We start from the raw sequence: 13,913 nt of genomic DNA, 5'->3' as shown, positions 1-13,913 counted from the left end.
GGGGGTTTTGTTGGACACTCTGATCCATGTCCATTCTGCGTCATCTGGCCGCCCCGCTGTCCCCCTTGTACGGGATCGTCGTGCGCGCCCGGAACCGCAGCTTCGACGCCCATCCCGAGCGGATCTCCCGCGTCCCCGTCCCGGTGGTGTCCATCGGCAACCTCAGCGCCGGGGGGACCGGGAAGACACCCCTCACCCTGTTCCTGGCCGAAGGTCTGGAGGCCGCCGGGTGGACCAACGCCGTGCTGTCCCGGGGCTATGGTGGGCGGCGGGACATCGACCCCATGAGCGTGGAGGCGGATTCCAACCCCCGTCAGACCGGAGACGAGCCCCTGCTCATGGCCCGGCGCCTGGGCCCTGAACGGATGGTGGTGGGGCGGAAGCGGCATGCGGCCGCCCTCCGGGCCCTGGCCCAGCGCCCGGGCCTGCGCTGCCTGCTGCTGGACGACGGCTTCCAGCACCGCGCCCTCCACCGGGACCTGGACGTGCTGGTGCTCGATGGCGTGAGGCTCTGGGGAAACGGGCGGATGCTGCCCCTGGGCGATCTGCGGGAACCCGTGGACAGCGCCCGCCGGGCCCATGCGCTGGTGATCACGAGGGCCGCCCGGGTGAAGGATCGCGCGATGGTCGAGGCCTGGTGGGCCCACCACGGCAGCGGCGGTCCCCTCTTCTGGGTGGATTTCACCCTGGGGGCGCTGCGCCGGTGGGGCACGGACGACCACAGCCCCCTTCCCCTTCCGGGTCTCGGGCCCGCATTCGCCTGGTGCGGCCTCGGCCACCCGGAAGCCTTCTACGCCGACCTGCTGGTGGCCGGCCAGCCCTGGGCCGGAACCCACAGCTATCCGGACCACCAGGGCCCCTCACCCAGCGGACTGGCCTGGCTCCAGGCCAAGGCGCGGGAAGCCGGCGCGGCCTGGCTCGTCTGCACGGAGAAGGACGCGGTCAAGCTGGGCCCGGGGCATCGCTCCGCGCTGGAGCTTCCCCTGTACGTGGCGGAGCAGCACGTGGCTGGCGGGGAGCCCCTGTTGGCCTGGGTCCTGGCCGGCCTGGCCGCCCCATCGACCTCAGCGGATCAGCAGCCGCTCCTTGAGCTGGGGCAGGAAGCGGCGGCTGACGGGCACGAGCTTCCCTGACCGGGTCCGGATGAGGGACGAAGCGTCCTGGCGGAGGATCTCATCGATCTGGCGGAGGTTCACCAGCACCTGCTTGTGGCACCGGGCCAGGGAGGGCACCTTGGCCTCCAGGACCGCCAGGGTGAGTTCCGTGAGGAACTCGCCCTTCTCGGTCACCAGGTGGACGCCGCTTCCGCTGGAGCGCACGAACTCGATCTCCGCCACGTCGACGAGCTTGATGCCGTGTCCCGAAATACAGGGGATCCGCTCGATGGAAGGGCTGTCGTAGGCCGGCCGGCCCCCCTCCCGGAGGAACCGCTTCAGCTTCTCGGTGGTGCGGGCGAGCCGGTCCGCCTGGACGGGCTTGAGCAGGTAGTCGAGGGCGCTCTCCTCGAAGGCCTTGAGGGCGTACTCGTCATAGGCCGTCACGAACACCACCAGGGGCATCACCTCCGGATCGAGCATCCCCAGGAACTGGAAGCCGTCCACCTTGGGCATGTGGATGTCCAGGAACATCACCTCGGGCCGCATGGCCTTCACCGCGCGCAGGGCCTGGATCGCGTTGGAGCAGGTCCCCAGCACCAGGTATTCCCCGGTCTCGGAGAGCAGCGTCTCCAGCTCCTCCCGCACGTGCATCTCGTCATCGACGATCAAGGTCCGCATCATGATGCCCGGGCCTCCTCCGCGGGGATGCGGATCGACACGCAGGTCCGCACGTGAGGGTCGCAGGTCACGGTCAGGCCGGATCCCCCCTTCAGGAGGTTCCGGATGCGCTTCTCCACGATCCCGAGCCCGAGCCCATCCTTCCCGCGCTCCTTGCGCTCGAAATAGGTGCCCGCGTCGTCCTCCACGTCGATCCGGGCGGCGCCATCCTCCCAGAAGGCATGGATGCGCGCCGCACCGGGCTCCAGCTTGTCGGCGATGCCGTGCTTGATGGCGTTCTCCAGGAGGGGCTGGAGGGTGAAGGTGGGCAGCTTCACCTGGAGCAGGGTGGGATCCACGTCGATCGCCACGGTCAGCCGCTCCTGGAAGCGGGCCTTCTCGATCTCCAGGTAGGCGTTCACGTGGGTGAGCTCCTCCTCCAGGGTGGAGAACTCGGGGCTGCGCTTGAGGTTCATGCGGAAGAAGGTGGAGAGGTGGTTCAGCAGCTCCCGGGCCCGGTTCGCGTCGCGCCGCATGATGGCCTGGATGGTGGTCAGCGAGTTGAACAGGAAGTGGGGATTGATCTGGGCGTGGGCGAGCTTCAGCTCCGCCAGCACCAGCAGGTTCTTCTGCTCCTCGTAGCGCGCCCGGAGCAGCTGCGTGGCCAGGAGCTGCGCGAGCCCTTCGCCCAGGGTGCGGTTGATGCTCAGGAAGCGCTTGCTGGCGGGCTCGAAGAGCTTGATGGTCCCGATCACCTCGCCGTCCACCTGCAGCGGGATCACCAGCACCGAGCCCAGGGGGCACTGGTCCGAATATCCGCAGTGATAAGCCTCGTGCGCGCCGTCCATGAACTGGACATCCCGCTGGAGGATGGCACGGTGGCACTCGGGCGCGAGGGTCATGCCCGGCTTGTGGTGATCAGATCCGAGGCCGACGAAGGCGAGCACGGTCTGGGTGTCCGTGATGGCCACGGCTCCGACCCCCGTCTCCTCCAGGATGATCTTCGCGAGCTCCGGGGCCACGTCGGGCGTGAACCCCTTGGCCAGCGGCCCCAGGGTCCGCCCCGCGATGCGCAGGGCCCGGGCCGTCGAGGCGGCCCCCACCTGGTCGTAGAGATCGCGGCGGTCCCGGAGGATGCTCATGAAGATCGCGGCCCCCAGCGAATTGGCGGCGATCATGGGGAAGGCGATGGCCTCCACGAGCTGGAGGGCGTCCGGGAAGGGCCGGGCCACCAGCAGGATGATGATCATCTGCAGGGATTCCGCCACCATCATCGTGACCAGGGCCGTCAGGGGGCTGAGGGGGCGTTCCGCCCCGTACCGCCGCGCCAGGTAGGTGTGGACGATCCCACCCACCAGGCCCTCCACCGTGGTGGACACCCCGCAGGCGAGGGCCGTGAACCCCCCGTAGAAGTACCGGTGCAGGCCCCCCGTGAGCCCCACCGCCAGCCCCAGGTACGGCCCCCCCACGAGCCCGGCCAGGACGGGCCCGATGGCGCGGGTATTGGCCAGGGCCCCATGCACCGGGAGGCCGAGGTAAGTTCCCCCGATGGAGATCACCGAGAAGAAGAGGTACATGACGGCCAGGTCCCGGCGCGAGGCGGTTTCCAGGCGGCGCATCCGGAACATGGGTGAGTTGCAGTAGGCGTAAGCCACGAACAAGAAAAAAGACGCCACCTGGATGAGGGAAAACAGCAGCTTCACGGTCCCCCCTTTCCTGTGGGTGTCCCCTACGATACCGGGTTCCCGCCGCCCCAGAGCCGCCCGCGGATCGCGTTCGGCATGCCGTTCCGACCGCTCCGGACCGGTTTCCAACCGGACGGGAACCTCCTGGAACCGGTGGACCGATTTTCCGCCCTTCCCGTCCTGGGGACCGTACGAACATGGGTGGCAGATCACCCCTTCCAGCCCCGCGCGCCAACCCTGCGCGACCGGCCTCCCGGCCCTGCGGAAATCAAGGCGCCACCGCAGGCCGTCTGGGACCCCACCCCCCGGCGCAACCTGCCATAATCCGTCCCAATTCCCCACAACCTGCTTCCTAGGAGACCCCCATGCTCAGGCAGACCCTCTATGGATCCCTTCTCTTGGCAGCCTTCGGCCTCCACGCCGGGGACACCGTCAAGCTCGCCATCACGGGCCCCTTCACCGGCGGCTCCGCCCCCATGGGCACCTCCACGCGGGACGGCGCCAAGCTGGCCATCGCGGAGATCAACGCCACCGGCGGCATCCAGGTCGGCGGCAGGAAGATGAAGATCGAGATCATCGAACGCGATGACGAGGCCAAGAACGAGCGCGGCGCCCTCATCGCCCAGGAGCTGGCCGCCATGGGCGACCTCTCCGGCGTCATCGGCACCGTGAACACCGGCGTCTGCATGGCCGGCGACAAGCACCTCCAGGAGAAGGGAGTCACCAAGATCATCTGCCCCGCCGCGGGCTCCGCCTCCATGACCCAGTGGAGCAAGGCCGGCGTGAAGGACCTCTCCATCTTCCGCTTCGCCGCCCACGACGGCATCCAGGCCGCCATGGTGGTCGAGGAGGCCATCAACCGCAAGTTCACCAAGGTGGCCGTGATCTTCGATTCCACCAACTACGGCGTGTCCGGCCGCGACGACATGCTGAACCAGATCAAGCTCCAGGGGAACAAGCTCCAGGTGGTGGCCCAGGAGAAGTTCAACATCGGCGACAAGGACATGACCGCCCAGCTGCTCCGCGCCAAGGCCGCCGGCGCCCAGGCCGTCCTGATCTGGGCCATCGGCCCCGAGCTGGCCGCCGTGTCCAACGGCATGGCCAAGATCGGCTTGAAGGCGCCGCTGATCGGCGGCTGGACGCTCTCCATGTCCAACTACATCGACAACGCCGGCAAGAACGGCAACGGCACCCTGATGCCCCAGACCTTCATCGAGGAGCCCATCACGCCCAAGGCGAAGGCCTTCATCGACGGCTACCACAAGGCCTACAAGGTGGACCGCATCCCCTCCGCCGTGGCCGCCGCCCAGGGCTACGACGCGGTCTACATCTTCGCCGCCGCCGTGAAGCAGGCTGGCACCACGGACACCCACAAGATCAAGGAGGCCCTGGAGGACCTGAAAGAGCCCGTGAAGGGCGTCATCGCCACCTGGAACCACCCCTACACCAAGTGGAATCCCGCAGACGTGACCACCCACGAAGCCTTCCGCCGCGAGCAGGTCGTGATGGGCATGGTGCAGGACGGCCGCGTGGTCTTCGGCAATGCCTCGGACAAGGCCCGCCTCATCAAGGAGGCCGCCGGCACCCCGGCGAAGCCCGCCGCCAAGCCGGCCGCCAAGGCCAAGGGCAAGACCAAGTAGCCAATCCACCACCGCCACATCCCGGGGGGCTTCGGCCCCCCGCCTTTTCCGCCCCGCACCGAGGGCCCCGACATGAACCCTTCGATCATTGGACAGATGGCCGTCAGCGGCGCCCTCATGGGCCTCGTCTACGCCCTCATCGCCTACGGCTTCCAGCTCACCTACGCCACCAGCAAGAGCATCAACTTCGGCCAGGGCGAGCTGGTGATGGTGTCCGCCTTCTTCAGCCTCACCCTCACCAACCTGGGCCTGCCCTACTGGCTGATGGTGCCGGGGGGCCTGCTCTTCGGCGCCTTGCTGGGCCTGGTCGTGGAGCGGGCCGGTGTCCGGCTGGCCCTCGAGCAGAAGAGCGAGGGCTGGATCCTGCTCTCGATCATCCTGGGCCTCTTCTTCTTCTCCGCCGCCGAGAACATCTGGGGGCGCGACGACCGCCCCTTCCCCACCCCCATCTCCGCCGATCCCATCCATGTATTCGGAGTGGATGTCACGCGGTTGGAGCTCTCCGTGGCCGTGGGTGTCCTCGCCATCATGGGCCTCATCGAGCTGTTCAAGCGCCGCACCCTGCTGGGCAAGGCCTTCGAGGCCGTCTCCGCCGACCGGGACGCCGCCGAGCTCATGGGTATCAGCGCCACGCGGACGGTGATGCTCTCCTACGCACTTTCGGGCGCCGTCGCGGCCCTGGCGGGCATCCTCGTCTCCCCCATCACCACCGTCGGCCCCACCATGGCCTCCGCCCTCATTCTCAAGGCCTTCTCCGTGGCCGTGGTGGCGGGCCTGGACTCGGGCTTCGGCGTGGTGCTCATCGGCATGGCCCTGGGCGCGCTGGAGAGCCTGGCCAGCTTCTACCTCGGCAGCGGCTGGCGCGAAGCGCCCGGCCTCACCCTGCTGATCCTCGCGCTGGCCGTCCGTCCCACCGGCGTCTTCGGCAAGGCCGTCATCCGGAAGGTATGAGATGAAGCGCATCCTCTTCCTCCGCGGCGCGGAGCTCCTCGTCTTCGCCTTCCTCGCCACCATCCCGCTGATGGTGGTCAACCCCTACGCCCTGGGCCTGCTGACGCTGCTGGCCATCTACGGCATCCTGCTCATCGGGCTCGACGTCACCGTCGGCTACCTGGGCCAGGTGAACCTCGCCCACGTGGCCTTCCTGGGCCTGGGCGCCTACACCGCCGGCCTGGTCGTCACCAAGCTGGGCCTCGGCCTGGTGCCGGCCCTCGCCGCAGCCACGGCCGTGGGCCTGGCCCTGGGCGGCCTCCTCGCGCTGCCCGCCCTGCGCCTCGAAGGACCCCAGTTCGCCCTGGCCACCCTCAGCTTCGCCGCCCTCAGCACCACGGCCCTCAACGAGCTGGAGAGCCTCACCGGGGGGGCGCAGGGCCTCAGCCTGACGCGGCCTCCCCTGTTCGGGCTCACGCTCACCCCGCCCATCTTCTTCTGGCTGTGTCTGGTCCTGCTGGCCATGGTCTGGATGGTGATGCGGAACCTGCTGGCCTCCCAGTGGGGCCGAGCCTTCGAGGCGCTGCGTGACAGCCCCATCGCCACGGACGCCATGGGCGTGGGCACCTACTACCACAAGGTCGCCGCGTTCTCGCTGGGCTCCGGCCTTGGCGGGCTCGCGGGGGGGCTGTACGCTTTCAACTTCCAGTACCTCCAGCCCCAGAGCTTCGTCTACGAGCTGATGATCATCCTCCTGCTGGGCGTGGTGCTGGGCGGCCGCAAGAGCCTCTGGGGCGCCTTCGTGGGGGCCACGGTGGTGGTCCTGCTGCCGAACCTGCTCTCCAATGCCCTCCTTTTCCACATCTTCAGCGGAGCCGGGTTCGCCCTGGCCCTGGCGGCGGGCCTGCGGGGCCTGCTCAAGAAGACCACCCGCCCCTTCCAGGCTCTCGCGCCCGTGGTCGCCATGGGCATCCTGGCCATCGGCGGCTTCTTCGTGGAGAACACCGAAGATTGGCGCAAGGGCATCTTCGCCTTGATGCTCTTCTCCGTGGTGGTGGGCCTGCCCGAGGGCCTGATGGGCTTCCTGGCCATCTTCCTCGCCAAGCTGTTCCGCGTGCCCCCCTCCCCCCTGCCGGAGCCTTCGGACCTGGAGGCGGTCCTTCCGCAGCGCACCCAGGGCGACGGCTCCCTGCTCGTCCTGGAGGACCTCAAGCGGCACTTCGGCGGCGTGAAAGCCGTCGACGGGCTGTCCATGCAGGTGCGCGCCAGCACGATCCACGGCCTCATCGGGCCGAACGGCTCCGGCAAGAGCACCGTGGTGAACGTGATCTCCGGTCTCTACACACCCTCCTCGGGCGGCGTGACCCTCCGGGGTGCCCCACTCCCCCAGGGGAGCCTCACCGGGGTGGCCCGGGCCGGCGTGGCCCGCACCTTCCAGAACCTCCAGCTCTTCAGCGAACTCACGGCCATCGAGAACGTGATGGTCGCGCTGAAGAACGTCTACAAGATGCCCCTCCCCCTCGTGCTGCTGGGCTTCGCCCGCGCACAGGAGCGGCGCGCGCAGGCGGACGCCCTCGCCCTGCTGGACCTCATCGGCCTCAAGGACCAGGCGCGCACCCGGGCGAAGGATCTCACCTATGGCGCCCAACGCTTCCTGGAGATCGCGCGGGCCCTGGCCCGCAAGCCAGACCTGCTGATCCTCGACGAGCCCGCGGCGGGACTCTCCCATCCGGACGTCCTCCAGCAGATCGAGATCATCAAGCGGGTCCACGCCCGGGGCGTCACCATCATCCTCATCGAGCACCACATGGATGTGGTGAGCGAGCTCTGCGACCAGGTGACGGTGCTGGACGGCGGCAAGGTCATCGCCGAAGGGGCCCCGGAGGACGTCAAGCGCCATCCCAAAGTCATCGAGGCCTACCTGGGCCAGGCCAGCGATTCCGCGCCTTCCAGCGGCGCCGAACCCCTGCCCGCGTGAAGGAGACCGGCATGCTCATCGTGGATGACCTTCATGCAGGCTACGGCGCCAGCGAGGTGCTCGTGGGCACCACCCTCACCGTGAAACCCGGCGCGGTGGTGGCGCTCATCGGCGCCAACGGCGCGGGCAAGACCACGACCATGCGCGCCGTCTCCGGGATGCTCCGCCCCTCCCGCGGACGCGTCGTGCTCGATGGCAAGGATGTGCAGGGACTCGACGCCTCCCGCATCGCGCGGCTGGGCCTCGCCCATTCCCCGGAAGGCCGCAAGGTCTTCGGCCCCCTCTCGGTGGAGGACAACCTGCTGCTGGGCGCCTACGGCCGGCTGCCCAAGTTCCTGGGGTTCAAGTCGGGCGCCCAGGCCGATCTGGACCGCGTCTATGGGCTCTTCCCCCGCCTGAAGGACCGGGCGAAGCAGGCCTCTGGCACCCTCTCGGGCGGCGAGCAGCAGATGCTCGCCATCGGCCGCGCCCTCATGGCCCGGCCCAAGGTGATGCTGCTGGACGAGCCCTCCATGGGCCTCGCCCCGGTCATCGTGCAGGAGGTCTTCCGCACCATCCGCCGCCTGAAGGAGGAGGGCATCACGCTCCTCCTCGTCGAGCAGTTCGCGAAGAGCGCCCTCGAGGTGGCCGACTACGCCTACGTCATGGAGCGCGGCCGCATCGCCGTCGAAGGCACGCCCGAGGAGCTGGGGCGGAACGAGCGCGTCATCGCGGCCTATCTGGGCTGAGCAGGGCTGGCCTCCGGCCCTGCCTTGCGCTAGCATGAACCCCTGCCGCGGGCGTAGTTCAGTGGTAGAACGCAAGCTTCCCAAGCTTGATGTCGTGGGTTCAATCCCCATCGCCCGCTCCAAAACCGAAGGGGTCCCAGAGGGGCCCCTTCGGTTTTGGAGATAGAGAAAGACGGGGATTGAAATCGCTGAATCGCTGGCAGGTAGCCGCAGCCGAAGGCAGCCCGGGGGGCTGCCGCAGGCGTCAAGCGGCGTGCCAGCGATTCGCGCGGCCTGCGCGGCGCCGCAGGCGGCGCGCAGGAATCCCCATCGCCCGTGGGTATGAACGAGGCTGAATCGCTGGCAGGCTGACTCCCTTCCCCGGCCGGAACCATTTCCCATGTCACAACACTCACCTTGTGGAATCCAACGATCCGTAGGTCCAGGTCACCCGGGCCTGAGGCCACGCAAGATCCACCAGCAAAGGAGGTTCCGATGTCCCGGCTGAAGCTGCCCACCCTGGCCCTGGTTTCGCTGGTCTCGGTCCTTCCGGCCTCCGCGGCCCTGAAGGTCGGAGACAAGGCCCCGGATTTCCAAGCCCAGGCCTCGCTCGGGGGCCAGGTTTCATCCTTTTCGCTGGCCGCGGCCCTCCAGAAAGGCCCGGTGGTCCTCTATTTCTACCCGGCGGCCTTCACCCCCGGCTGCACCACCGAGGCCCACTTGTTCGCCGAAGCGGTGGGCACGTTCCACCAGCTCGGCGCCACCGTCGTCGGCGTGTCCCATGACGACATCGACAAGCTCAACAAGTTCTCCGTGAGCGAGTGCCGGGGCAAGTTCGCGGTGCTGTCGGATTCCGACCAGGCCATCATGAAGGCCTACGACGCTGTCCTGGCCGCCAAGCCGCAGCTCGCCAATCGCACATCCTACGTCATCGCCCCGGATGGCCGGATCATCCACACCTTCACGGACCTCAAGCCCGACCAGCACGTGGCCAACGCCCTGGCCGCCCTGCGGCTGTGGAAGGCCCAGGCCGGCAAGCAGCCCGCGCCCTAGCCCTTCCCCTGCGACTTCATCTCCAGGAACCGCTTGGCTTCGCGGCGGAGGAGCTCGGCCACGTTGCGGTCCTTCATGAGCAGCTTCATGTCGCTTTCGAGCAGGCGCTTGAAGTGGGTCATGGCCAGGGGGAGCGGCGTGCGTGGGTTCAGGACCAGGGCCTTGGTGATGGTGTACTTCTTCATCCACTCGCGGTTGCCCGCGATGATCCGGAGCACCTCGTCGTTCACGGTGCGCATCTGGGCGATGTAGGCCACCTCCCCTTCCGTGATGCGGCCGTTCCGCATGACGTTCACCTGGATGAGGCGGTTGGCCTCGCGGATGAGGATGGTGCGCTCCTCCTTGCCGCCCTTGATGGCGAGCATGATCTTCTGGTTGGTCCGGAGCCTCGCCACCCGCTGGGAGAGGGTGAGGACGATCTCCTGGCCCTGGTCATCCACCAGAGGCTTCTGCGCCAGCAGGCGCCGCTCGGCGGCCATTTCCTCGGATTCGATCTCCGCCTCCTCCTCCTCCTTGGACGTCTCCTTCGGCAGGGGCAGCTCGGCCCAGGCCTTGTCCAGGTGCCCGGCCTGCACTTCGTCGAGGATCTCCAGGCGCTCCTTCTTGACCTCCTCCGGGACCAGGCGCAGCACATCGAAGCGGTACTCGTTCACCCGGCGCTTGATGACGTACTCGCCCTCGGGGTGCTCCTCCAGCAGGTCGAGGATCCTCGGCCGCTCCATCCACAGCACCTGGTTGTTCAGCACGATCTCCAGCACCGAGCCCGGCAGGCTGGGCACCGAGGCCTCCACGATCGCCGCGGACAGGGATGGATTCAGCAGGGCCTCTTCCAGCAGGGCCGGCTCTTTCCGGTGGCAGAGCACCAGCTGCAGGGGCCCAGGAGGGTCCACAGGACCCAGGAGGGCTCCCGCGAGCATGGATTCCGGCATGGAGGCGAGGCATTCGAGGGCCCTGGCCGTGTAGGGGGTCTCCTGGATCGCGGCATGGGCCAGGGCCTGGAGGAGGTCCTTCGTGGGAACCGGCAGGCTTCCGCCCACCAGGGCCATGGCCATGGTCTCGGGCAGGGTGCCCTGAAGGAAGCGTTCGACGATGGGGTTCATGCTCATGGCTCGGTTCCGTCTTCCTGGTCATCGGGCGGCTGGGGTTCCGCCGGCGGGGGGGCGGGTGCGGCGGGCGGGCGCAGCCAATGCCCTTCGGCATCGAACCGGCCGGACCAGGCCTCGCCCACATTCTGGCCGTGGGCGATCCGCACCCCGGCCACCTCCACGTTGACCACGCCCGCGTTGTCGAGGCTGAGGGTGAAGGGGCCCTTCGCGCGCAGCCGCCAGGGTTCGGAGACCCGCAGCGTGTGGGTCTGAACCTGCCCGCCGGCCTCCGGCACGGGTTCCAGGCGCACCTCGCAGGTGTCCATGGCGCGCAGGCTGATCAGGATCCCCTGATCGTTGAGGGGGGCCTCGGGCAGGAGCTCGCCCAGCACGGGATAGGGGGAGGTGGACGGGGGCGGCGGAGGCGGCAAAGTGGCCTTGGGCAAGGTGGTCAGGTAGCTGGGGGCCAGCTTCCGGCCGAGGCTGGGACCAGGCACCACCAGCCAGGCCGCCACCAGGATCGAGGCGACGGTGAGGAGGCCCATGACGATGCGCTCCAGCCGCTCCTGCCGGGGGTCCGGAGCCGGCAGTTCCTGGGCCCCGGGCACGATCTGGAAGGCGCTCGTGTGGAAATCCAGATCCACCCCCAGGCGCTCGGCCAGCTGGCGGGCCAGAGGCCGGGGGCGTCCCGGCGGCAGGGAGGCCCAGTCGTCGGATTCGATGGCTTCGATGTGGCGCAGGGGCAGCTTCAGCTCCACCGCCAGGATCTCGCGGGACAGCCCCTTGGCCACGCGCGCGTCCCGCAGGATCTGGCCTACGGTCTCGTCGTCTCTCATCCCGTCCATCCCACGGGCAGGTCCTTCAGCAGGCGGGCCAGCTGCTCCCGGCGCTCGGCGCGGTTGAGGCGCCGGTCGTCCAGGCTGCCCCGATGGGCCATGGTGTCCGCCAGGGTGGCCTGCAGGTCATCCGGCGTGATGAAATCGCGCCCCTCCAGCCAGGCTTCGGCCTGGGCCAGGCCCAGCCAGTGCTTGACCGCGCGGGTGGAGCAGAAGCCGCCGCCCGTCCGGATGCGGTCCACCATCCGCTCCGCATAGTCCATCACCGCGTCGGACACCCGCACGGTCCGCACGGCGGCCCGGGCCTGCCGCCAGCCGTCCAGGTCCAGGGCCGGGCGCAGGGCGTCCAGGCGATCCGAGCCCGCCTCGCCCTTGAGGATCCGGCGCTCGGCCTCACGGTTGGGGTAGCCCAGGTGCAGGGAGCAGGAGAAGCGGTCCAGTTGGCTCTCCGGCAGGGGGAAGGTGCCCGCGTGATCCATGGGGTTCTGCGTGGCGATGACGAAGAAGGGGTCCGGCAGCCGGTGGGTGCTGCGATCCAGGGTCACCTGGCCTTCCACCATGGCCTCGAGCATGGCGCTCTGGGTCTTGGGGCCGATGCGGTTCAGCTCGTCCAGAAGCAGCACCTGGCAGAAGATCGGGCCGGGCTGGAACCGGAAGGCCTGGTCCTTGGCATCCCACAGATGCACGCCCAGCAGGTCCGAGGGCAGCAGATCGTTGGTGCCCTGCACCCGCTGGAAGCTGCCGCCCAGGATGCGCGAAAGGCCCTTGGCCAGCGTGGTCTTCCCCACGCCCGGCAGGTCCTCCAGCAGCACGTGGCCGCCCGCCAGCAGGGCCGCGAAGGCCCGCCGGACCTGGGCGTCCTTCCCCACCACCACGGCCTGGAGCGCGGCCAGGCCGGCCCTCACCGCGGGACGGACGGCTTCCAGTGATCGCGCGGGAGGGGCGACGACGGGAGGGGCCTGGGCTGGATCCTGGATCATGGGGCCTTCCGGGGCACGGGGTTGTCTCTATCTTCCAGAGGGATGCCATGGTCCCGCAAGCGCTGAGCCAGGCTGCGCAGGGTGAGCCCGAGCCCCTCCGCCGCCCGCGGCAGGTCCCCATGGGCCTCGGCCAGGGCGCGCCGCAGCAGCTGGCCCTCGGCGGCGCGCGAGGCGGCCCGCAGCATGGTCTCGAGCGGCCCCGGCTCGGGCCAGGGCAGGCTGAGGATGTTCGAGCAACCCAGTTCCAGATCCGGAAACGCCCGGATGGCGGGTCCGTCCGAGAGGCCCAGGGCCCGGGCCAGCAACGCCTCCAGCTCCCGCACGTTCCCCGGCCAGGCATGGCCGAGCAGCTGGCGCTCCGCCGTCCGCTCGAGCCATGGCGCGGTCCGGCCTTCCAGGCGGGCGGTCCGCTCGAGCAGTGCCCGGGCCAGGGCCAGGAGATCCTCTCGGCGCTCCCGCAGCGGGGGCACCCGGAGCTCGAGGGAACCCAGGCGCTGGGCCAGCTCCGGCGAGAGCCCCGCGCCCTCGTCCAACCCGGCCATCCAGCGGAACCCGGCGCCAGCCGCATCGATGGCCCGGGCCAGGGGCGCCACGGCCTCCGGCGCCAGATGCTCCAGCCCCGCCAGGTAGAGGCTCCCGCCCTGGACAAGCTCAAGAAGGTTGGGGTCCGGGCCCTCTGGCCCGAGGGTGGCGGCGGACAGGCTCAGGTAGGGGGCTCCGGGGTGGCGGAGGGCGTGCAGACGACGGGCGCAGCGGCCCTTCCCCGCCCCGTGTTCCCCCACGAAGAGCACCGGCAGTGCCGTGCCCGCGGTCCTTCGCAGGGCCTGGTCCAGGGCCTGCATGCCAGCGCTGTGGGCGACCCAGGGCTCCGCGGGGTCCGGCGGGGGCGCGCCCACCAGAGCCCGGAGGCGGTCCAGGAGAGCCAGAAAGGCATCCAGGTCGAAGGGCTTGGGCAGGAAGTCCTCCGCCCCCAGGCGCATGGCCTCCACGATGTCCCGGGGTTCCCCGAAGGCGGACATCAGCACCACCCGCAGGGCGGGATGCAGCTGGCGGGCGCGCCGGATCAGCTCCAGCCCGCTCATGCCCGGCAGCCGCAGGTCCGTCACCAGGACATGGGACGGTGCCACCTCGAGGGCCCGCAGGGCCTCCTGCGGATCCGCCACCGCCCGCACGGACCAGGCCGAACCCTCCAGGGCCTGGATGAGCAGGCGCCGGAAGCTGTCCTTGTCCTCGACCAGCAGCAGGTCCATGAGTAGAAGCTATCA

The 13,913-nt window shown here is 69.3% G+C and carries 12 protein-coding genes and 1 tRNA gene; 7 read left to right on the top strand and 6 right to left on the bottom strand.

Annotated features, from left to right (window positions below; genetic code table 11):
* Window positions 1–26: 26 nt before the first annotated feature.
* Window positions 27–1,133 (top strand): tetraacyldisaccharide 4'-kinase, encoded by a 1,107-nt coding sequence (gene lpxK, locus MLE42_RS00370; RefSeq protein ID WP_243285891.1) that lies wholly within the window; start codon window positions 27–29, stop codon window positions 1,131–1,133.
* On the opposite strand, the gene btsR is transcribed toward lpxK, so the two are convergent.
* A complete protein-coding gene (gene btsR / locus MLE42_RS00365; protein WP_243285890.1) occupies window positions 1,065–1,778 on the bottom strand; it encodes a two-component system response regulator BtsR in 714 nt (237 codons plus the stop codon). The two genes, lpxK and btsR, sit on opposite strands and share 69 nt — an antisense overlap.
* Entirely contained in the window at window positions 1,775–3,457 is a 1,683-nt protein-coding gene (locus MLE42_RS00360) for a LytS/YhcK type 5TM receptor domain-containing protein (protein ID WP_243285889.1), read from the bottom strand. Before MLE42_RS00360 ends, btsR begins: the two co-directional genes overlap by 4 nt.
* 347 nt (window positions 3,458–3,804) lie before the next feature.
* On the opposite strand from MLE42_RS00360, the gene MLE42_RS00355 reads away from it, so the two are divergent.
* The 6 genes from MLE42_RS00355 to MLE42_RS00330 all read left to right on the top strand — a co-directional run bounded on the left by MLE42_RS00355 (window position 3,805) and on the right by MLE42_RS00330 (window position 9,747).
* The gene (locus tag MLE42_RS00355; RefSeq protein ID WP_243285888.1) at window positions 3,805–5,079 is read left to right on the top strand and encodes an ABC transporter substrate-binding protein; all 1,275 of its coding nucleotides are present in this window, start codon (window positions 3,805–3,807) and stop codon (window positions 5,077–5,079) included.
* Between the two features lie 72 nt (window positions 5,080–5,151).
* Entirely contained in the window at window positions 5,152–6,030 is an 879-nt protein-coding gene (locus MLE42_RS00350) for a branched-chain amino acid ABC transporter permease (RefSeq protein ID WP_243285887.1), read from the top strand.
* A 1-nt stretch (window position 6,031) separates the two neighbouring features.
* Window positions 6,032–7,987, top strand: coding sequence for a branched-chain amino acid ABC transporter ATP-binding protein/permease (locus MLE42_RS00345; RefSeq protein WP_243285886.1), 1,956 nt, complete (start codon window positions 6,032–6,034; stop codon window positions 7,985–7,987).
* Window positions 7,988–7,998: 11 nt separating this feature from the next.
* The gene (locus tag MLE42_RS00340; RefSeq protein WP_243285885.1) at window positions 7,999–8,715 is read left to right on the top strand and encodes an ABC transporter ATP-binding protein; all 717 of its coding nucleotides are present in this window, start codon (window positions 7,999–8,001) and stop codon (window positions 8,713–8,715) included.
* A 47-nt stretch (window positions 8,716–8,762) separates the two neighbouring features.
* A tRNA-Gly gene (locus MLE42_RS00335) sits at window positions 8,763–8,837 on the top strand.
* 352 nt (window positions 8,838–9,189) lie between these two features.
* Window positions 9,190–9,747: a peroxiredoxin gene (locus MLE42_RS00330; RefSeq protein ID WP_243285884.1), complete on the top strand. Its 558-nt coding sequence runs from the start codon at window positions 9,190–9,192 to the stop codon at window positions 9,745–9,747.
* Here MLE42_RS00330 and MLE42_RS00325 read toward each other — a convergent pair.
* The 4 genes from MLE42_RS00325 to MLE42_RS00310 are packed head-to-tail and all read right to left on the bottom strand — an operon-like array spanning window position 9,744 to window position 13,898.
* Entirely contained in the window at window positions 9,744–10,853 is a 1,110-nt protein-coding gene (locus MLE42_RS00325) for a hypothetical protein (protein WP_243285883.1), read from the bottom strand. The two genes, MLE42_RS00330 and MLE42_RS00325, sit on opposite strands and share 4 nt — an antisense overlap.
* Complete coding sequence (locus tag MLE42_RS00320; protein WP_243285882.1) at window positions 10,850–11,668, bottom strand: helix-turn-helix domain-containing protein; 819 nt, start codon at window positions 11,666–11,668, stop codon at window positions 10,850–10,852. The genes MLE42_RS00325 and MLE42_RS00320 overlap by 4 nt, the downstream gene beginning before the upstream one ends.
* Window positions 11,665–12,648, bottom strand: coding sequence for an AAA family ATPase (locus MLE42_RS00315; protein WP_243285881.1), 984 nt, complete (start codon window positions 12,646–12,648; stop codon window positions 11,665–11,667). The genes MLE42_RS00320 and MLE42_RS00315 overlap by 4 nt, the downstream gene beginning before the upstream one ends.
* A complete protein-coding gene (locus MLE42_RS00310) occupies window positions 12,645–13,898 on the bottom strand; it encodes a sigma-54-dependent transcriptional regulator (RefSeq protein WP_243285880.1) in 1,254 nt (417 codons plus the stop codon). Before MLE42_RS00310 ends, MLE42_RS00315 begins: the two co-directional genes overlap by 4 nt.
* Between the last annotated feature and the right edge of the window lie 15 nt (window positions 13,899–13,913).

The organism is Geothrix terrae, from assembly GCF_022808775.1.
Classification (GTDB): Bacteria; Acidobacteriota; Holophagae; order Holophagales; family Holophagaceae; genus Geothrix; species Geothrix terrae.
This window is presented reverse-complemented; position numbering and strand designations above follow the sequence as displayed.